This window comes from Henriciella mobilis, assembly GCF_003576285.1.
GTDB lineage: Bacteria > Pseudomonadota > Alphaproteobacteria > Caulobacterales > Hyphomonadaceae > Henriciella > Henriciella mobilis.
Window position 1 is genome coordinate 481593 of sequence record NZ_QWFX01000006.1, and the last position, 19372, is coordinate 500964.

General features: G+C 60.0%; 23 protein-coding genes. 8 read left to right on the forward strand and 15 right to left on the reverse strand.

Annotation, left to right across the window (positions count from 1 at the left end; translation table 11 throughout):
• Nucleotides 1-17: 17 nt before the first annotated feature.
• The 10 genes from D1223_RS07150 to D1223_RS07195 all read right to left on the reverse strand — a co-directional run bounded on the left by D1223_RS07150 (nt 18) and on the right by D1223_RS07195 (nt 8244).
• The gene (locus D1223_RS07150) at nt 18-314 is read right to left on the reverse strand and encodes a putative quinol monooxygenase (RefSeq protein ID WP_119375723.1); all 297 of its coding nucleotides are present in this window, start codon (nt 312-314) and stop codon (nt 18-20) included.
• A complete protein-coding gene (locus D1223_RS18815; protein ID WP_158588429.1) occupies nt 311-457 on the reverse strand; it encodes a YajG family lipoprotein in 147 nt (48 codons plus the stop codon). The genes D1223_RS07150 and D1223_RS18815 overlap by 4 nt, the downstream gene beginning before the upstream one ends.
• A 15-nt stretch (nt 458-472) precedes the next feature.
• Nucleotides 473-1105, reverse strand: a complete 633-nt coding sequence (gene leuD, locus D1223_RS07155; protein WP_119375724.1) for a 3-isopropylmalate dehydratase small subunit — start codon at nt 1103-1105, stop codon at nt 473-475.
• Between the two features lie 9 nt (nt 1106-1114).
• Nucleotides 1115-1957, reverse strand: coding sequence for a VOC family protein (locus tag D1223_RS07160; protein ID WP_119375725.1), 843 nt, complete (start codon nt 1955-1957; stop codon nt 1115-1117).
• A 12-nt stretch (nt 1958-1969) separates the two neighbouring features.
• Nucleotides 1970-2956, reverse strand: coding sequence for a cysteine synthase A (cysK, locus tag D1223_RS07165; protein ID WP_119375726.1), 987 nt, complete (start codon nt 2954-2956; stop codon nt 1970-1972).
• A 102-nt stretch (nt 2957-3058) separates the two neighbouring features.
• Entirely contained in the window at nt 3059-4456 is a 1398-nt protein-coding gene (leuC, locus tag D1223_RS07170) for a 3-isopropylmalate dehydratase large subunit (RefSeq protein ID WP_119375727.1), read from the reverse strand.
• A 145-nt stretch (nt 4457-4601) separates the two neighbouring features.
• Nucleotides 4602-6005 (reverse strand): hypothetical protein, encoded by a 1404-nt coding sequence (locus tag D1223_RS07175; protein WP_119375728.1) that lies wholly within the window; start codon nt 6003-6005, stop codon nt 4602-4604.
• 303 nt (nt 6006-6308) lie between these two features.
• Nucleotides 6309-6872: a 50S ribosomal protein L19 gene (gene rplS / locus D1223_RS19255; RefSeq protein ID WP_119375730.1), complete on the reverse strand. Its 564-nt coding sequence runs from the start codon at nt 6870-6872 to the stop codon at nt 6309-6311.
• Complete coding sequence (gene trmD / locus D1223_RS07190; protein ID WP_119375731.1) at nt 6859-7587, reverse strand: tRNA (guanosine(37)-N1)-methyltransferase TrmD; 729 nt, start codon at nt 7585-7587, stop codon at nt 6859-6861. Before trmD ends, rplS begins: the two co-directional genes overlap by 14 nt.
• A 36-nt stretch (nt 7588-7623) precedes the next feature.
• Nucleotides 7624-8244 carry a J domain-containing protein gene (locus D1223_RS07195; protein ID WP_119375732.1) on the reverse strand — a complete coding sequence of 207 codons (621 nt, stop codon included), beginning with the start codon at nt 8242-8244 and terminating at the stop codon, nt 7624-7626.
• 76 nt (nt 8245-8320) lie between these two features.
• On the opposite strand from D1223_RS07195, the gene D1223_RS07200 reads away from it, so the two are divergent.
• Nucleotides 8321-8554: a BolA family protein gene (locus D1223_RS07200; protein WP_233353072.1), complete on the forward strand. Its 234-nt coding sequence runs from the start codon at nt 8321-8323 to the stop codon at nt 8552-8554.
• Between the two features lie 97 nt (nt 8555-8651).
• Nucleotides 8652-9035, forward strand: a complete 384-nt coding sequence (locus D1223_RS07205) for a hypothetical protein (RefSeq protein WP_119375734.1) — start codon at nt 8652-8654, stop codon at nt 9033-9035.
• Here D1223_RS07205 and D1223_RS07210 read toward each other — a convergent pair whose 3' ends face one another.
• From D1223_RS07210 to D1223_RS07230, 5 genes are all read right to left on the reverse strand, one after another.
• Nucleotides 9036-9464: a hypothetical protein gene (locus D1223_RS07210; RefSeq protein ID WP_119375735.1), complete on the reverse strand. Its 429-nt coding sequence runs from the start codon at nt 9462-9464 to the stop codon at nt 9036-9038. It abuts the gene before it with no gap.
• 14 nt (nt 9465-9478) lie between these two features.
• Entirely contained in the window at nt 9479-10510 is a 1032-nt protein-coding gene (ruvB, locus tag D1223_RS07215; protein ID WP_119375736.1) for a Holliday junction branch migration DNA helicase RuvB, read from the reverse strand.
• Nucleotides 10507-11130 carry a Holliday junction branch migration protein RuvA gene (gene ruvA / locus D1223_RS07220; protein WP_199288197.1) on the reverse strand — a complete coding sequence of 208 codons (624 nt, stop codon included), beginning with the start codon at nt 11128-11130 and terminating at the stop codon, nt 10507-10509. Before ruvA ends, ruvB begins: the two co-directional genes overlap by 4 nt.
• Nucleotides 11127-11615 carry a crossover junction endodeoxyribonuclease RuvC gene (gene ruvC, locus D1223_RS07225; protein WP_119376079.1) on the reverse strand — a complete coding sequence of 163 codons (489 nt, stop codon included), beginning with the start codon at nt 11613-11615 and terminating at the stop codon, nt 11127-11129. The genes ruvA and ruvC overlap by 4 nt, the downstream gene beginning before the upstream one ends.
• Nucleotides 11616-11702: 87 nt before the next feature.
• Nucleotides 11703-12404: a metallophosphoesterase family protein gene (locus D1223_RS07230; RefSeq protein WP_158588430.1), complete on the reverse strand. Its 702-nt coding sequence runs from the start codon at nt 12402-12404 to the stop codon at nt 11703-11705.
• A 446-nt stretch (nt 12405-12850) separates the two neighbouring features.
• Here D1223_RS07230 and D1223_RS07235 point away from each other — a divergent pair, with 446 nt between their 5' ends.
• The 6 genes from D1223_RS07235 (at nt 12851) to D1223_RS07260 (ending at nt 19265) form a co-directional block, all read left to right on the forward strand.
• The gene (locus D1223_RS07235; RefSeq protein WP_233353074.1) at nt 12851-13411 is read left to right on the forward strand and encodes a hypothetical protein; all 561 of its coding nucleotides are present in this window, start codon (nt 12851-12853) and stop codon (nt 13409-13411) included.
• On the forward strand, nt 13411-13758 hold the full coding sequence (locus tag D1223_RS07240) for a hypothetical protein (protein WP_119375739.1): 348 nt from the start codon (nt 13411-13413) through the stop codon (nt 13756-13758). Before D1223_RS07235 ends, D1223_RS07240 begins: the two co-directional genes overlap by 1 nt.
• A gap of 143 nt (nt 13759-13901) precedes the next feature.
• Nucleotides 13902-14894: a hypothetical protein gene (locus tag D1223_RS07245; protein WP_147372712.1), complete on the forward strand. Its 993-nt coding sequence runs from the start codon at nt 13902-13904 to the stop codon at nt 14892-14894.
• Between the two features lie 272 nt (nt 14895-15166).
• The gene (locus D1223_RS07250) at nt 15167-15697 is read left to right on the forward strand and encodes a hypothetical protein (RefSeq protein WP_146739674.1); all 531 of its coding nucleotides are present in this window, start codon (nt 15167-15169) and stop codon (nt 15695-15697) included.
• Nucleotides 15694-17523 carry an ATP-dependent nuclease gene (locus tag D1223_RS07255; protein ID WP_158535314.1) on the forward strand — a complete coding sequence of 610 codons (1830 nt, stop codon included), beginning with the start codon at nt 15694-15696 and terminating at the stop codon, nt 17521-17523. The genes D1223_RS07250 and D1223_RS07255 overlap by 4 nt, the downstream gene beginning before the upstream one ends.
• Nucleotides 17520-19265, forward strand: coding sequence for a UvrD-helicase domain-containing protein (locus D1223_RS07260; RefSeq protein ID WP_112061776.1), 1746 nt, complete (start codon nt 17520-17522; stop codon nt 19263-19265). The genes D1223_RS07255 and D1223_RS07260 overlap by 4 nt, the downstream gene beginning before the upstream one ends.
• Nucleotides 19266-19372 lie beyond the last annotated feature (107 nt).

Genomic DNA, 19372 nt, shown 5'->3' on the forward strand with positions numbered 1-19372 from the left:
CCAGACCGGACTTGCGATCAGATATCTTCCGGGTCGGCTTCATAGAGGCGCAGGGACCGGTCGGTCAGTCCGAGACCGGCTATCACACTGCGCCAGTGGGCCATATGGGGGCTGGCGAAATGCGCCTTGAGCGCATCACGGCTTTCCCACCGTTCAGCGACCCGCACCAAGCCTGGGTCCAGCATGTCGATGGCGTAGGCATAGTCGATACAGCCAGGCTCGGCGCGGCTCGCCTTGACCATCGCTTCCATTTCGGGACGGGCATCCTCGATGCGGGCGGGATCGATGCGCACGGTGCCCTCGATGACGATCATTCCGGTTCCTCGGGCGGATAAGTCGGGTTGCCGACCTTGTCAGGGTCGATATCGACCTCCGGCTCGGTCGACAGAACATCCGTCGCGCAGGCTGCTGTGAAGAGCAGGCTGGCGATCAGGGCAAGAACGGTCTGGCGTTTCATGGCGGTCGAACGGCCCTAGCTGGCCTCGGCAGAAAGCCAGGGCATGGCCGACTTCCGGCGGGTTTCGAAATCCTCAATGGCGCTCGCGGCATTCAGCGTGTGGCCGATCTCGTCCAGGCCCTCCAGCAGGTTTGCCTTGCGCCCGGGGTCGACTTCGAAGCTGATCTCCTGGCCATCCGGTGTCGTGATGAGCTGGTGCTCCAGGTCGACCGTGAATTTATGGTTCGCTCCGCCGGCCTGACCAGCGAGCTGCTCGCAGATCTCGAAGGGCAGCTGGATCGGCAGGATGCCGTTCTTGTAGCAGTTATTGTGAAAGATATCGGCGAAGGAGGGGGCGATCACGCAAGTGATGCCCTGGTCCAGCAACGCCCATGGCGCATGTTCGCGCGAGGAGCCGCAGCCGAAATTCTCCCCCGCAATCAGGATGCCCGCCTTGGCATAGGCCTGCTTGTTCAGCACGAAGTCCGGGTCCGGGCTGCCATCAGCCTTGGTCTTCAGCTCATAGAACAGACCCTCCGACAGGCCCTCGCGCTCCGTCGTCTTCAGGAACTGCTTGGGGATGATCATGTCGGTATCGACATTGGCCATAAGCCGGCCATGATGGGTCAGCGCGGCGGCGGTGGAGGTCAGGGTCGTGAAGGCTTTCATGCAGGCTCTTTATCGCGGCGAATGTGAAATGAACAGGGTCGGCACACCAAGCGTGCCATTCCGGACGGTGAAGACCGAGGTACCGGGCTTCCGGCCGGTCCGGATGTCCGATATGTCGAGACCGGTTTCACTGAGGCGGGCATGGGCAGCGGCGAGATCATCAACCGCCCAGGTCAGGCCCCAGATCGTGTCTGGCCCGGCCGGATCGTGCGCCTCGCCAAGCCGGTGAATAACCTCGAAGGTCAGCCCGCCGGTCCTGAAAAAGAGGAAGCGCGTTTTCCACTGTTCGGCCGTCCGATCCAGTCTCAGATCAAGACCCAGCTTGGCGCCATAGAGGCCGAGTGCCCGGTCAGGATTCGGCGTGTTGATCACGATATGGTCGAGTGACTGCACCGCGCCAGACGCTGGCCCGGCGACCTTGGGTGCGGATTCCGGCTGCAGGATGAAGGTCTTGATTCCGGCCATGGCTTCATCGCTGCAACGGAAGCGCTTCCAGCGTCGGACGGAGGAATCGCCGAGATTCGTGCTTTCGCCATCCGTAATATCGCCGGGTATAAGGCCCCGGCGGGCGAGTTTGTGGTGCGTTTCGGCAATATCGCCGGTCCGAAAGGCAAGACTGGTCAGCCCGGGACCGCGCTCCGCGATGATTTCGCGCAATCTGTCAGCAACCGGCCCCGTCCCGTCCGGCGCCATCAGTTCTAAGGCTGTATTCTGGACGCTGAACAGCGCTGTGGCGGCGCCGTCAGCCTTGGCCCGCCAGCTGGGTTCCCGTCCAAGAAGTGAACTGTAGACGGCCGCACCGGCCTCGATCTCCGGGCAGACAAGGACGATATGGTCGAGTGCGTCTATCATTCGGGCGTCGCCTCAGATGCCCTCGAACAAGGCCGTCGAAACATAGCGCTCAGCAAAGCTCGGCAGGATCGCGACGAACGTCTTGCCCGCAAATTCCTCACGCGCCCCCACCTTTGCCGCGACTGCAGCGGCCGCACCGGACGATATACCGCCCGGAATCCCTTCGAGGCGCGCAAGCTCCCTTGCCGTGGCGAAGGCTTCCTCATTGGTCACAGTGACGACTTCATCAATGAGGCTGGTGTCGGCGTTTTCAGGAATGAAGCCGGCGCCTATACCCTGGATCATGTGCGGCCCGGGCTCATGGCCAGACAGGACGGCGCTGTCTTCCGGTTCGATGGCGATCATTTGCAGCGATGGCTTCCTTGCTTTCAGGACACGGCCGCAACCGGTCAACGTGCCGCCGGTTCCGATCCCGGCAATAACGGCATCGACCGCCCCGCCTGTATCTTCCCAGATTTCCAGCGCGGTTGTTTTCTCATGTATCGCCGGATTGGCCGGGTTGTCGAACTGGCTCGGCATGGCGGCGCCGGGCGTTGTCTCGATAATCTCCTGAGCCTTGGCGATAGCGCCCTTCATGCCCTTTTCCTTGGGCGTCAAGACAAGCTCCGCGCCGAGATAGGCGAGCATCTTGCGCCGCTCGATGGACATGGATTCCGGCATGGTCAGGATCAGCCTGTAGCCACGGCGGGCCGCGACGAAGGCGAGGCCGATACCGGTATTGCCGGACGTCGGCTCGACCAGGGTCGACTTGCCGGGGTTGATCGTGCCCGCCGCTTCCATCTCGAGGATCATGTTGAGACCGATCCGGTCCTTCACGCTGGCGAGCGGATTGAAGAACTCGCACTTGAAGTAAAGATCGGCCTTTATCGTCTTTGCGGCAGCGAATTTCGGCGCAGCGACCAGCGGCGTTGCGCCAATGGTTTCAAGAATGGAGCCATAGGTGCGCCCGCGCGGTCCATCCAGCTTCACCCCTCCAGTCAGGTCGATTGTCTTGGTCATGTCGTCTCTCCCTCTGAGACCTATATGTCAGGCGGGAGCGAAATAGGCCAGCTGAACCGGACCGGATGGACGCGGCCCTCACGTCTGACTGGCCTGCCGGTCCTAGCCGATCACCCCATTGATTGCCGCGCGGGCTGCCAGAGTCGGGCTCATCAAATGCGTGCGTCCGCCCCGGCCCTGCCGGCCTTCGAAATTGCGGTTGGATGTCGAGGCGCAGCGCTCGCCTGGTGCAAGGATATCGGGATTCATGCCGAGACACATGGAGCAGCCCGGCTCGCGCCATTCGAACCCGGCCTCGATGAAGACCTTGTCGAGCCCTTCGGCTTCGGCCTGCGCGCGCACAAGGCCCGAGCCCGGCACGACCATGGCGCGAACGCCGTCAGCGACCCTTGAATTTTCGGCAACTTTTGCCGCCGCGCGCAAATCCTCGATACGGGAATTGGTGCAGGATCCAATAAACACACGCTGCACCGGCGTGCCTGTAATCGGGGCGCCGGGCTCAAGGCCCATATAGTCGAGCGCGCGCTCGGCAGCGGCTTTCTTGACGGGGTCGCGCATGGTCGCCGGGTCTGGCACCTTGGCTGAAAGTGGGATCGCCTGTTCCGGACTCGTCCCCCAGGTGACGGTGGGCTCGACCTCTTCGCCGCGGATTTCGATGACGCGGTCCCACGCGGCGTCCGGATCGGATTTCAGCGTGCGCCAGTGATTGAGCGCCATGTCCCAGGCCGCACCCTTCGGCGCCGAAGGCCGGCCTTTCATGTATTCGAAGGTCTTTTCGTCCGGCGCCACGATCCCGGCGCGGGCGCCGCCCTCGATGGAGAGGTTGCAGAGGGTCATCCGCCCTTCCATGGACAGCGCTTCGACGGCGCTGCCGCGGTATTCCATGACATGACCGGTGCCGCCAGCGGTGCCGATGACGGAAATCAGGTGCAGGGCGAGGTCCTTGGCGGTCACGCCCTCGCGCAGCTCGCCGCTGACCTCGATCGCCATGTTCTTCGACTTGCGGGCCCGCAGCGTCTGCGTTGCAAGGACGTGCTCGACCTCGGAGGTGCCGATGCCGTGGGCCAGTGCGCCGAACGCGCCATGGGTGGAGGTGTGACTGTCGCCGCAGACAATGGTCATGCCGGGCTGGGTACGGCCCTGTTCGGGGCCGACGACGTGGACAATGCCATTGTTGATGTCGCCCATCGGGAAGAATTCGATGCCGTACTCAGCGACATTGCGGGTGAGGGCTGCCAGCTGGTTGCGGGCGGCTTCGTCCTTGACGCCGGCGAGGCCAGCCGCCTGGTTTTCGGTTGGCGTATTATGGTCGGCAACGGCGAGTGTGAGTTCGGGGCGGCGCACACCGCGCGCATTGGCCTTCAGGCCTGCAAAGGCCTGCGGCGTCGTCACCTCATGGATGAGGTGCAGGTCGATATAGATGATCGCTTCGCCGGTGTCCGGATCGGTCCGCACCACGTGCGCGTCCCAGATCTTGTCGTAGAGTGTCTTGCCTGCCATGGGGGTCCGTTTCTTGTTGCGGCGCAAAACATCATGTCTCATCCAAATAGGCAAGATATGCCTCGCGGTGCGTTACACCAGACGCTAAAAAGGGCCAGCCTTGCGGGCTGGCCCTTGTTTCAAGGATGAGTCTTGCGATGGCGGTCTAGTTGCAGCCGCAGCTCTCGCCGACCTGCAGTACAACCAGTGAAGCGCGGCGTGTTTCATAGCGCGTCGGGGCCGTGACTGTCTCTGTCACCGGGTTCGGATAGCGGTACTCGACCGGCTGGATGATGCGGCGCGTGACCGGCTGAATCACGTGGCGTTCGGTCACCGCGTCGAAATAGGTCTCGCTGACCTCTTCGCGGTATTCCTCGGTCACCTGCTCATGATAGTTTTCGCGGGTTTCGGGGATAGGCTGCATTTCCATGCGGACCGCGCGGCGCTCTTCCTCATAGCGGGTCGGGGCCGTGATGGTCTCGGTCTGCGGACGCAGGATGCGGCGCTCGACCGGCTGGACATTGGTGATGACAACCGGCTGGATCACGGTGCGGCGGATCTGGTCGACATATTCGTCCTGCACTTCAAGGACGGTGCGCTCGGTGACTTTCGGGATGATCTTTTCCTGGACAGGCGCGGCCTGTTTGGTCTCCACGCGCTTGGCCAGACGCTCTTCCTCGTAGCGGACCGGATTGGTCACCGTTTCCGATTGCGGGCGCAGGATGTGGCGCTCGATTGGTTGCACCTGCGTGCGAATGACTGGCTGGTAGATGTTACGCTCGGAGACGGCGTCGACAACGGTTTCGTTGACGTCCTCACGATAGGTTTCATTGACCTGCTCGGTAATTGTTTCCTTCACCGGCGGGACATCGTCGGCTTCGATGATGAGCGGCGCGCGGCGGGTCTCGTAGCGGGTGTCGTTGACGATTGTTTCGGTGACGGGGCGCAGGATGCGGCGCTTGACCGGCACGATGGTGGTGCGCTCGATCGGCTGGATCACGTCACGGCGGGTGACGACATCGTAATAGGACTCGGTGACGTCCTCGACTTCCTCAACGGTCACGTCCTCGGTAACGGTTTCGCGGACAGGCGGGACCGGGTCCTTCTCATAGCGGACCGGCAGGCGCTCTTCCTCATAGCGGGTCGGCTCGGTGATATCCTCGACGCGTTCATTGACGATGCGGCGCTCGACCGGCTGGATGATGGTGCGTTCGACCGGCTGAATGATGTCGCGCCGGGTGACGGCGTCGAAATAGGTGGTCGTTTCCTCGATTTCAGTTTCTTCGGTGACCTGCTCCTCGACGGTCTCGCAGCAAAGCTCGCTGTCGACGGCCTTTTCCGGTCCGCCGAGATATCGCACGTCGGCGGGGCCCTCATTGCCGCTGCGCCTGACAATGTCGCGGACCTGTTCTTCTGTCAGGATGCGCTCGTCGGTGTCGGAGCCGGCAGGCACATAGCGCTGTCCGACCGCTTCCTTGTCCCAGGCGCCCTTTTCGCCATCGGCCTGGGCGGTCAACGGAAGCGCTGCAATCAGGGCGGCACTCAACAGAAGTTTCGAGTTCAACGTCATTCTACTTTCCCCGTTGCGAGAGGGCCGGCTCTGCGGCCATCGCGTTCAACTCTTTGTTTCGTATACGAAACGAATGCCCAGAATCGAAGGCAATTCGCGTCGCAGGCGAGCTGGCAAACCTGCCGGGCCTGTCCGATTCCGGGAAAAGCCTGCCGTAATGCCTGTTCTGAGGACCGGACTGCAAGCGCTGTGCCGAGGTAAACTCGGCGTTAAGCATGCCGGGCTGCTGCTCGGGAACTGGCCAAGAAAAAACCCCGCCGGTTGAGGGCGGGGTTCGATCTTTCTTGCGAAGAGAGGTGCAGCCTATTCCTCGGCGCCGCCTTCTTCTTCAGCGGCCTTGGCTTCGGCCTCAGCAGCGGCTGCGGCGGCTGCTTCTTCCTTGCGCTTGGCTTCCTCGCGCTCGGCGCGGTCCTTGGCAGCCTGCTCCTTGCGGGCGGCTTTCTGCTCGGCGCGCTGGCGCTGACGCTCGGTCTTGGAAACGGTGATTTCCTGGGTCTCAACGCCATGGCCGGTGGTCCGCTCTGCGATACGGGCCGACTTGCCGCGCAGGTTGCGCAGGTAATAGAGCTTGGCGCGGCGGACATGGCCCTTGCGCTTGACTTCGATGCTTTCGATCATCGGCGAGACGACCGGGAAGACACGCTCGACGCCTTCGCCGAACGAAATCTTGCGAACCGTGAAGTTCTCGTTGATGCCGGCACCGGCGCGGGCAATGCAGACGCCTTCAAAACGCTGCACGCGCTCACGGTCGCCTTCGCGAATACGCACGTTCACGGAGACCGTGTCGCCGGGTGAAAACTCCGGAATATTCTTGCCGGAAGTGACGCGGGCCACTTCTTCAGCTTCGAGCTGCTCAATCATGTTCATCGTCCGTCTCCGACGCTCGCAAATCTTGCCCGTTGAGGTAAGCGGCCCATAAATCGACACGGCGGGCTTCTGTCAACAGTTTACTGCGGTTGAGCCGCCATTCGGCGATCTTCCCATGGTCTCCGGAGAGCAGCACCTCCGGCGTGCCCTCATTTTCCCATACGCGGGGCAGGGTATATTGCGGGTATTCGAGCAGCCCGTTCGAGAAGCTTTCATCCTCGAGCGAGGCCTTGTTGCCCGCCACGCCCGGAAGAAGCCGCACCGTGCTTTCGATCACCGCCTGCGCAGCGGCCTCGCCCCCCGCGAGCACAAAATCGCCGAGCGAGACCTCGATCATGTCCCGTTTTTCGATCACGCGCTCGTCGAGGCCCTCGAACCGCCCGCAAAAGCAGATCAGGCCCGGCCCGGCGGCGAATTCGCGCGCCATGGCCTGGTCGAACCGCTTTCCGCGCGGGCTGAGATAGATGAGGGGGCGGTCATTGCGCTCCAGGCTGTCGATTGCGGCGGCAGCCACATCCGGGCGAAGCACCAGGCCGGCCCCGCCGCCTGCGGGGGCTTCATCGACCTGGCGATGCTTGCCGAGGCCGAACGTCCTGAGATCGGTCACATCCAGCGACCAGATGCCCTCGGCCCGGGCGCGCCCAAGGATGGACACGTCCAGCAAGCCGGGAAAGGCCTCCGGAAAGAGGCTGATGATCGAGACGTCGAAGGACATGGGCGCTTTGTGCAGGAAAAAGCCGGCTTGAAAAGCCTAGCCCTTCATCATCCCCGCCGCCTTGAGCGTTTTGCCGGCGCGCAGGACACGGGCCAGCATATGCTCGGTCGAGCGGTCCCCGCCATTCGAGTCCGGGTGGAACTTGCGGATATATTCGCTGTAGCGCGTGCGGATTTCGACGGCTGTTGCCCCCGGTTCGAGGTCGAGCTCCTGCAGGGCGCGGCTGGTAACGCCGGCCGACTGCTGTTCCTTGCGCCGCGCCTTGCGGGCGGCGGAATTCTCTTCGAAGAATTCCCGGCCCCGCCAGTGGCGAGGGTCGTGCGCTTGGGCGGCCTTGTCCTTGCCCATCGGACCGGTGCCGAACTTCCAGGTCTTGCGGAAGCCGTGGCGCGCCATTTCATTGAATTGCGCGAGTTCAGCCTCTGACATGCCGGCAAAGAAGTCGTAATTGCGATTGTATTCACCGGCATGGGCCTGGCAGAACCAGTAGACACCTTCGAGCCCGCGCGGCTTGGGCGCCGGATGCGAGCCGGCGAGGTCGCAGCCTTCCCGGTGACACTCGCGTGTCTCGGCTGCTTTCTGCCGCTCGGTATCCTCCTTGGGCGGTTTGACCCTTATATCGGTGAACTTCACACGGTATGAGAATGCGTCAGCCATGGCGCAGGAACATAGTGCGTAGTCGTTAATGAGGCTAGAATTGACAAGCAGATCAGAACGGATTCGGACCCGGTTAATGCAGGTTTTTTCCCCGTCATCGCTGGAAGTGATCGATGACAGTGCGAAACATGCAGGCCATGCCGGTGCCAGCCCGGAAGGCGAAACCCACTATACAGTGAAGATCGTTTCCAGCCAGTTTGACGGCATGAACCGCGTCGCCATCCAGCGTGCGGTGAACAAGGCGCTGGCCGAGGAATTCGAAACCGGGCTGCATGCGCTATCGATAAAGGCGCGGTCGGAAACGGCTTAAACGAAGCTTACCGGGCAATTGGAAAATTCCATTTGTTTCGCCGAACAAGCGTTAAGGGCTTTGGGTTACAGTGGGATCCAAGAAGAGGTCCTGTCCCATGTTCCTGAGAACAGCTCCGAATCCCCATGACCAGGGCCGCCCGGCCCGGGTGGTCCGCTTCCAGCAGGAAGAGGACCGCGTATTTGCGATCGACGCCGACGAGCTGCACCGCAATCCGAAACTTCTGAACACGTTCAGCCGGCACCACGAATTCACCGCCCGGGCGCTCGATGCGGTGGCCTATGCGATCCTGATTGCGTCAGTCATTGCAGCCTTCGCGATAGCCTGGTGGATCGTCATTCCAGGCCTGGTGGCCTGCGTCCTGATGATTGCGGTCAATCGCAAGCGTGCCGGTGAAGTCGCGATGCGCGCCGCCCGCCGCTCGACCGAGGCATTCCTCTACCTGCATACAATCGGTGTGCTCTGGCTGGTCCAGCAGTAGCTAGATCCGGGCGATGGCCAGTGCCGTCGCGATCACGGCCACCAGCGTAAAGATAAGCGTCAGCGAGACGGCGACGACGCGCTTTGTCTTGTCGCGGGCGCGAATGCCCTTTGGCGCCTTCTCGGCCTTGGTGCGCGGGGCGAGCGTCCAGCGGTTGGAGAAGAAGCCGCCAGCGGCCAGCGCGCCAACAATGCCCGCACCGACGGCTCCAGACAGAAAAGCCAGCGCAGACGCGGCCAGCAGAACAAAGGCAACATGTCCGGACGCATTGACCAGAAGCAGCCGGACATGGCCGTCGGCGCGGCTGTAGTCCAGCCGGTCATATGAAGTGTTCGGCGCCACGATGGCGGCAATCCAGGCACAGCCGCTGGAAAATCCGAACAGCGCGATCGACAGCGCCTGAGCCAAATCCCGCAATCCGTCCAGCATCCTCGATGTGTCCCTTACTTCTCGGTGAAGAGCCCTGGCTGGCTCTTGATGTCTGGTGCGGAGAGGCCCATTCGCTCATAGGCGAGCGGGGCGGCAATCCGTCCGCGCGGCGTTCGTGCGACATAGCCCTTCTGCATCAGGAAGGGTTCTATCACGTCTTCCACAGCGTCGCGCGCTTCAGACAGCGCGGCCGCCAGGGTGTCGGCGCCGACAGGCCCGCCGGCATAGGTCATTACCAGGGCGGCGAGGTAGCGCCGGTCCAGTGCGTCGAGGCCGTCTTCGTCGATCTCAAGGCGTGAAAGGGCCCGGCCAGCCGCCGCCTTGTCGATCCGGGCGCCTTCGGCCTCGGCAAAATCGCGGACCCGGCGCAGGAGGCGGATCGCGATCCGGGGTGTGCCACGGGCCCGGCCTGCGATTTCCAGCGCTCCGTCCTCCGACAGGTCTGCGCCCATCTTGCGGCCTGCGGCCATAAGGATGCGGGCAAGCTCCTTCGGCTCATAGAAGTTCAGCCGCATCGGAATGCCGAACCGGTCGCGCAGCGGATTGGCGAGGAGGCCCGCGCGGGTTGTCGCGCCGACAAGGGTAAAGGGGGCAAGGTCCAGCCGGACCGACCGCGCCGACGGCCCTTCGCCGATCACGATGTCGAGCGCATAGTCCTCCATGGCGGGATAGAGGATCTCCTCAACGGCGGGCGGAAGGCGGTGGATCTCGTCAATGAAGAGGACGTCGTTTTCCTCAAGATTGGTAAGGATCGCGGCCAGGTCCCCGGCTTTCGCGATCACTGGCCCGGAGGTCGAGCGGAAGCCGACACCGAGCTCCTTCGACACGATCTGCGCGAGCGTCGTCTTGCCAAGGCCGGGCGGGCCGAAGAGCAGGACATGGTCGAGCGCCTCACCGCGCCCACGCGCGGCCTCGACATAAACCTTCAGGTTCGACTTGATCGATTCCTGACCGACATAATCGGCGAAGCTCTGTGGGCGCAGCGCGCGGTCGAGCGCATCGCCGGACTGGCGTTCGGGGTCATTGAGGCTGCCTTCACGGCTCACGGCGCCAGCTCCTTGAGGCTCGCCTTGATGAGGGTGCCTGTATCGGCGTCAGGCTTTTCGCGGATGGCGGTGGCGACGGCGCGGGCGGCATCGGATTGGGAATAGCCGAGATTGACCAGGGCCGAGATCGTTTCGCTGCGCGTGCCGGTCGCTATGGCGGCTTCGGGGGCGGCGCCATTGGCCTCGGTATGCGGACGGAAGGCTCCGAAGCGGCCCATGGGCGGGGCCTTTCCGGCCAATTCGCCGACAATACGCTCGGCCAGCTTCTTGCCCACACCCTTGGCGCGCGTGATCGAGGCGGCGTCTCCCAGCGCGAGGGCGTCCTGCAGTTCGGCAGGCGACAGCGCGTCCATGATCGCCATGGCGGACTTGCCTGCCACGCCCGGCACATCCTGCAGGCGGACAAACCAGGCGCGCGCTTCGTCGGATTCAAAGGCGAAGAGGGTTATGGAGTTTTCGGTAACACGCGTTTCGATATGCAGCGTCGCTTCCTTGCCGGGCTGCAGCTTGCCAAGCAGCCGCCCGCCCGCCAGCGCGACATAGCCGACGCCGTTGACATCGATCATCACACTGTCGGTGCCGACGGTCGCGATCTCACCTCTCAACCGCCCGATGATCATGCCGCCCCCCGGGTTCGGGTCGTGACATGGTGGGCGGTGCAGATGGCGCAGGCGAGCGCATCGGAGGCGTCGGAAGCCAGCTTTCCGGCGGTTGGCAGCAGCCGCGAAACCATGAAGGCAACCTGCGTCTTGTCCGCCCCACCCGTGCCGACCACGGCGAGCTTGATGGTGCGCGGGGAAAACTCGTGAACGGCAAGCCCGGCACTGTGAAGGGCTGCCATTGCCGCGCCGCGGGCTTGGCCGAGCTTCAGCGCCGAGCGGGGGTTGGCATTGACCAGCGTTTCCTCAACGCCTGCGCAGGTTGGCCAGTAGGCATTGGCGAGGTCCGAGATTTCGCGATGAATGCCGCCCAGCCGCGCCGCCAGTGACAGGTTCGGATCGATCCGGATCACGCCATTGGCGATGTGGGAAAGCCGCGAGCCGGCCTGTTCGATCACGCCCCAGCCCGTATTGCGCAGGCCGGGGTCGATTCCGAGTATGCGAATGGCGTCTGTCATCGGCGAAGCTGAAACCCGGTTCGGTTAACACCGCCCAAATTTTCCGCATTTGTTCTCTGTGGCAAGAGCTGAGCGTCAGACGCAGAGGAACTCCACAGGTTCGCCGGGCGCAAAGATGCCAGCGCTCAGCTTGCCGCCATAGACCGCGCCCGTGTCGAGATTGAACCGGCGCGCCGGCTCGCCAGCGGCCTGCGGCTCGAAATCCTGGGTGGGCGTGTGACCGTGCACCACGCGCCAGCCATCAAGGCCGCCTATGTCCCAGCGGCTCGGGTCCATGAAGCGCGGTGAACGGGTCCACATGTGGATGCGCGCCTCGCAATCGGGGAAGGTGCGCGGGTCGACGCCGGCATGGACGAAGGCGATCTTCGAATCCTCTTCCAAGTGTAGAGTCGGCAGATTGCGCAGCCAGTCGAGGTCAGCCTCGGGCGGATCCGAAAGGCCGCGGCGCGCATAGCTCTCAATCGTCGCGTCACCGCCATTCATCAGCCAGTGCAGGCGTTCATCGGAGCCCATGTCATAGGCGTCGATCATCATCTGCTCATGATTGCCGCGCAGATTGACGATTCCGGCATCTGCGCGCTTCTCGAGATCACGCAGTATCTCGATGACGCCAGCACTGTCGGGGCCCCGGTCGACATAGTCGCCGAGGTGGATGATTTTTATCGGACGGTCATCGCTGCGCGATGTGTGGCGGGTAAAGATCGCTTCATGCAGCGCCGATAGGCGTTCAGCCTCACCATGCACATCGCCGATGGCATAAATGATGGCTTCAGTCATGATCACTCCTTCCGGCACAAAACATGTGGCGCCAACCTTAAAGGCGCAAGACAGGCGCATGTCGGCCGGTCGCATGTGCAGAAAATCTGGAGCGGGCGATGCGCTCCACAGAAATATAAATACATATATTATTCAACGAGTTAATTCGCTGTCGTGAGAAAATTGTAGGCCCAAATGTAGGTACATTTGTAGGGATAAATTGATGCCGTAGAGGTGTTCACACTAACGCGACGCATTCCAAACGCAAGGCGCGGTTCGAGACGACTCCGGTCCTCATGGCACCATGCTCCACTTCAAGCGAATTGTTGAATGCTTTGGAGGTTTCTTTTGCTGGCAGTGGAACGCCAGAGAACCCGCGTTAGAGCGACAGCGACTTGACCCGAACTCAGTTCCCGCCTATATCTCACTTCACACACGTGAGGATAATGATTCGCATGATTATATATATGAAAGATTTGGTTGGCGCAGACATCCTCGCTGGCGCAGTCAACGGCAAGGCGGTTTTCGCAAACAGTGTTTCGAAAACCAGTGCCGAACCAAAGGAGCCTACAGCGCTATTTTTGGATTTTTCCGGAATTGAGGTCGCGACTGCGAGTGCGTTGCGCGAATCCGTTATCGCGCTGAAGGCTTACAAGCGCTCAATCGGCTCGAATTTGTATCCAGTCCTCGCCAATATCAACGACAATATTGAAGACGAAATCCGGGTTCTCATGGATGCGCGCAACGACGCCATCATCGCCTGCACTCTTGACGGTGATGGGCGGGTCTCTGGAGCTCGTTTGATTGGAGATCTCGACCCTAAGCAGGCAATGACGTTCAGGTTGGTCGTCAGACTTAATGGCGCCGACGCCGGCAGCCTTATGAAGAAGTTCGGCGAGGAAGAGAAAACAACCAGCACAACGGCATGGAACAATAGACTTGCGGGTCTCGTGCAACGCGGCCTGCTTCGCGAGTTCACGAATGGAAGATCGAAGTTCTATCGTCCCCTTCTTGAGGAGGCGTCCTGATGGGTTCGGAGTTTCTAAAGAAAACTAGGGCGACGCACGTCAAATCTATCGACGCAGGAAGGGTACGGCTTGGAACGCCCGACCTCTTTACTCAGGCGCCAACAAACCAACCGCGTTGCGCAGTCGCTTCTATAAACAGAGAGGCAACACTTGTTGCCGGTGAAATGCTCATAGTCGAACCGAAAGGCTCCGAGCTTGTCGTCTCTCGTGGCAACAACGAAGTTGCGCGGATCAAAAGTCCTCCAGCCGACGTAATGCAGGCGATTTGTGGAAAAGGCGCGGTTGCGAAGGGCGAAGTCCAGAAAATCAATCGACTATCGAAAACTGCGGATATTTCCCTGTGCTGAACCCTCAACGTCCAGATCCACGCAGCAATGAACTTGTGATCCGGCAACTCACCGATGATCCAAACGCAAACCCTATGGCGCTGGGCTGCGCGGCTTGCCTCCTGAAGGAGACGTGCGGTGGGCTCCGTGTTCGGGAGAATATCATGGATTGCCTTGATCTTTGTTGTGGCAATCCAAGCGGCTGCACCCGTGTCTGCCGCAACAAAACAGCAGCCTACGTAGATCAAGTCCGCGAAATCGGCGACTTCTATTTGCGAAATGTTCCGCGTGCGCCGACCATGCCAGTGCGCTTGGACCACCAGATTGTGCCGCTAGTATACCACGGTAGTAGCCGGGTCGACGCCCTTCGAAACGACATTTTCGCACTTCGTCTACCGGACCTTATCAACTATTCGACCGGCGAGTTGCGATTTAATACTCGCAGTGAACTTTGCACCGCGTTTCACATTTCACCCGATGCTGAGATTATGTTGACCGGCGTCAATCAAGATACGCGTATCGAGCCCTGGTGGGGACTTGCCGAACAACGCATCGCTATCATTCGGGCACTGGTCGAACTTGGCATAAAGCTCGTCACCGTTCCGAACTTCAGCCTCGTTCTCGATCATCCGCGGCATGACGACATGCACGCAATGAAGCGCATCGGATTAGTCTTTTCCGAGTTTTTGAACTCCGGGATGCCCTGCGCACTGCACCCCAACGGTCGCACCGAACAAGATTTTGAGCGCTGGCGTCGGTTCATAGCGTCACGCGACGAAGTGCAAGTCCTAGCCTATGAATTTACAACAGGGCCCGCCCGCAAGGCACGGACTACTTTTCACCTCGAACAACTGGCAAAGCTCGCCGACGGCGCCGGACGCGACCTCGACATCATCATTTATGGCAAACCGGATGTCATTCCCATTTTGCGCAAATCGTTCCGTAAAGTTGTCTATATCGAAACGACGAGTTTCATGAAGTCGGTCAAACGCCAGAAGGCTACGCGGGAAAACAATGCTGAGTTGGGATGGACTTCAGCACCCACAGAGATTGGGGAGGAAATCGACCCTATATTTGCTCACAATCTATATGAGCGCGAGCTTTACCTGAAAGCCAAATACTACGGCGGGCTCGAAGCCCTCTCGAAAGCGGCGTGAGGTGACCCATCGAAACGCTGACTTTCGATCTCGTAGACGACATTTGCCTGGCCGTTCAGGGCGGCCAGATTGCGCTAGGTGATCTGCCACCAACAGAGACTTCTTCGCTTTGTGCTTTTCTTGAGCTTGCCCATACTCTGCCGATCGAAAACAGCGCTCATAAGTGGCTTCATGACCAACGGTTTGGGCATATCCTGAGCGTGAAGTCAAATGGCGGGAGCCACTATCAGGAGGGAGGAGTCCACTTGGGGTTTGTGCGCGTTGGCGACTTCTTGACCGATGAAACGGTCGAAACAGACTTTTTCATTCGCGCGCGTCGGGCCGCTGAATTCTCTGGATTTCAGAAGGCGGAGGCAGCGCAATTCGTCGCCGCCATTGTGGAACTCTACAGCAACGTCGTCGAGCACAGCGGCGCTATCACGAGCGCTTATGTCGCGTTCGCTGCCTATGAGAACTGCTTCGAATTCGTCGTCGCTGACGCCGGGGTCGGCATTCTTCAAAGCCTTAAGTCAAGCGCTGAGTACAAGCATCTAAACGATAGTGGGAGCGCGCTCGATTTGGCTCTTACCGAAGGCGTCTCCCGCCACAGCAGCGAGGCAGATCGAGGCCGAGGGTTTCGACCGATCTTCGTTGGTCTAGCGAACGTAAGCGAGCATCTGCGCTTTCGATCCGGCGATCATGCGCGAGAATTCAAACGAAAAGAAGATGGCTCCATCCCCGCTATGACGCTTCAGAAATCAGAACTCAGAGGATTTTTCTGTTCTGTCAGATGTGTTGCTTCGCCGCTTCAGGAGATCCGATGAGAATACGCCGACTGAAACTGAAAAACTTCCGCAGCGTGGAACGAGGGAAGATCCTGTTTCCCGAACACACGGTGATGATCGGCGGCAACAGCGTAGGTAAATCAACGATATGCGAAGCGCTCGATCTCCTCTTGGGGCCGGATCGTCTGTCTCGCGCCGGCGCCATCAACGAGCATGATTTCCATGGCCGCGCCTATCTCGACAATGATGGCGAGCCGATCAAGATCCAACTTGAGGCCGTTTTGACTGACCTCTCGACGGACTTGGAAACCAAATTCCGCGCTCACCGAGAATATTGGGATACGGAAAAACAACGGCTCCTCGACGAGACCGCCAAGCCGGAGGACACTGAGCAGGAACACGTCCTCCCGGCGCTGCGAATCGTTTTCGAAGGACTATACGACAAAGAGGAAGACGAATTCACGGCTGAGACCTATTTCGCCTCCCCTCCGCCGGAAGAGGGCGAGATCCGCGCTCGCGTCACCCGCCCGATGAAGCGCGAATTCGGCTTCATCTATTTACGCGCGCTGCGCACCGGCGCGCGAGCCCTCAGCCTTGAACGCGGCTCGCTCCTCGACATTATTTTGCGGCTGAAGGACGATGATCGATCTGCCATGTGGGAGCAAACCCTGAAGCAACTTGAGAATCTCGATCCTCCAATCGACCAGATCAAGCAGCTCAAGGATATTCTGGAAGACATTGACGAACGAGCGCGGCGCTTCATTCCGCTCTCCGAGGATGAAAAGGCATTTCGTCTTTATCCGTCGGCGCTTACACGTGAGGATCTGCGGCGCTCCATTACTCTCTTCGGTTCTTCGGAACGCTCCAACACGCCGGTTCCTTATTGGCGTCTTGGGTCCGGCGTGATCAACGCGCTTGTTTTCTCGCTCCTCACTTTCATCGCGCAACTAAAGAAGAACGTCATATTTGCGATGGAAGAGCCGGAGATTGCCATTCCTCCGCACACCCAAAGACGCATCGTCAAATTCCTCCGTGGCCGGATGCAACAAGTTATCCTGACGACGCATTCTCCGTTTGTCCTAGAACAGTTCGAGCCCGAAAGCGTGGTGATCCTCGAACGCGAGAAGGACTGTAAACTCAAGGGGCGTCATGTCGAGATCGCAGGCATCAAGGCCAAAACATATCGCGGGAATCTAAGGCGAATCCTCGCCGAGGCGATGCTCGGCAGTGGCGTCATCTGCGTCGAAGGCGTCTCGGATGCCGAAGTCCTGATGGCCGCGTCTGACGTCCTCGAAAAAGACAGTGTACCAGGAACCTATACCCCGCTCGATCTTTCCGGCGTCACAATCGTCGAGTGCGAAGGCGACGGCGGCATCCTTCGCTATGGCGAATTTTTCAAGGGCCTCGGCCTCGAAATCTACGCCTTTTATGACAGCCAAAAGAACGAGGATATTGCCGATGATATCGACAAATTGTTCGATGGCGACTGGCAGCTCGACCATACCGGCATCGAATATCTTCTCGCCGAAGAAGTCTCGGTCGGCGTATTGCGTGCATTTCTCGAAGAGGCGTCGGAATGGGACGACTACCCGCATAACTCGAAATCGCCAGACCTGTACGAATATGACGAAAATCTTGACGAAGACAACGTCCGAAAGCTCGTCAAGAAAGTGCTGAAGGTCCGCAAGGGATCGGGCTACGCTGGACATCTAGTCGAACTGTGTAAACCGGGTGATCTCCCCAAGATCATCGTCACTGCGCTGGAAGACATCAGCGACGCATTGCCCGACAATCTTGGGCCGGACGAAGATGCCGATGAAGGTGATGACGATGATGCCGGGGGCGAAGCGCCGGAGGAAGCATGACCGGCGACAATCCGGAAAACGCTTTCAAGCTCTGCGATCAACGCAAGAGCATCCTTGCAAAGGATGGACATATGTTGATCGTCGGCGGGCCAGGCGCAGGCAAGACCACTATCGCTCTTCTGAAAGCGCGTCGCCGCGTACTCCACAATCTCGCGCCTGAGCAGCGCGTTCTGTTCCTGAGTTTTTCAAACTCCGCGATCCGCCGTATCGTCGAAAGCGCCGCTGGCATTCTCTCGGACGACGTCGCAGGCCGAGTGGATATTAAAACATACCACTCTTTCGCTTGGGAAATTCTCAACTCCCATGGCTATCTCACGTCAAACCAGCGCCGTTTGAAAATTGTCGCCTCACAGGACGCCGCCGTACGCGCTGCAGGGCTGAAGGCCAATGATTGGACCGCAGAACAAGACCGGCTTTATCTCGACGACGGTCTGGTCACTTACGACCAGTTCGCGCCGCGCGCCGCAGAACTGCTCGCCCGCTCCACGGCCGCTCTTGAGTGTTTCTGTTCAGCCTATCCGCTCATTCTCGTCGACGAATTTCAGGATACAGATGAAGATCAATGGGCACTTGTCCAGCAATTGAGCAAAAAATCCGAAATCATCGCGCTCGGCGATTCCGACCAGCGGATCTACGACTGGCGTCCGGGCGTTTCAGAAACACGGCTTCAAGAGTTTGCAGACACTCTGGATTGCGAGCGCTTCGACTTCGCCAATGAGAATAATCGCAGCCCGGCAACCGGCATCGCGGGGTTCGCACGTTCGCTTCTGACGCCCGGCGCAAAGCAGGATTTTCCGGATGCAATATCCTGGAACGTCTTCAAGCCCGGGTTCCTCGGCGTTGGCCTTCACCTATCAGTTCGGGAAGCCTTCCGCGAGGCCAAAGCCCGTTCCGGCAAGAATCATCCGAAAATTGCAGTCGCCGCGCGCAGCAAGAATCTGGTGCGGAGGATTTCTGATGCGTTGTCGACGGAAATGACCATCCAGGGCAAGCTTCGTAAAGCTGTCGCTCATGACGTCCTGATCGATCAGAACCAGATCCTCCTCTCCGCGCGCGCGATCGCTAATATCCTCTCGACAGCAGGAGCCGACAGGCAGACCCGTCTTGGAGAGGCCCTTGAACGCATCGCCGACATGCACCGCGCGGCCGCCAATCCGACGAATATCAAAGAATCAGATAGGTTGAGGAAATGGGCGGCAAAATGCAAGGACGGCAAGGCTCCAAACGTCAAATGCGTCAACGCGCTCGCCGGCGTGATGGATCAGCTTGACAAGGACGGTCTCGCAGGTTCCCCAACAGCAGATTGGCGCAAGGTTCGCTCGCTCCTCGAAAAAGCAGATGCGCCTCAGCTTCGGAAAACCGCTGAGCAGGCCCGATTTCTACGCCTGTTGCGCCGTGGATCTGCAATCGAGCAGACGCTGATCGGCCTTTGGACCGGTCAAGGCGATTACCTGGGTGCGGAAGCAGCGCTCGAACTGGCGATGCTGCAAGAACAATTGATGGACGCCCATCGCGAAACCGCGACTGTCACCGTAATGAACCTACACCAACTCAAAGGTCGCGAGTATGACGCCGTTGTTTTGGTCGAAGATCAGTACAACACCTTCCGCGCCAAAGACCAGTCACCTCACTATGCGGACACAAGACGTCTCCTCCAAGTGTCTCTCACTCGCGCGCGCGAATATGTGGTTTTGCTGACGCACAAGGATGAACCTACACTTGAGATTCTTCTTGGGGGATAGCGCAGCGCGTAGTTCTTACAGCGCTTGCCCAGATGCGCTGGGCTCCAATTGAGCTTTCGGACATCTACTCTGCGAGTATGCCAAGATGTGATCTGTATGAAATCCAA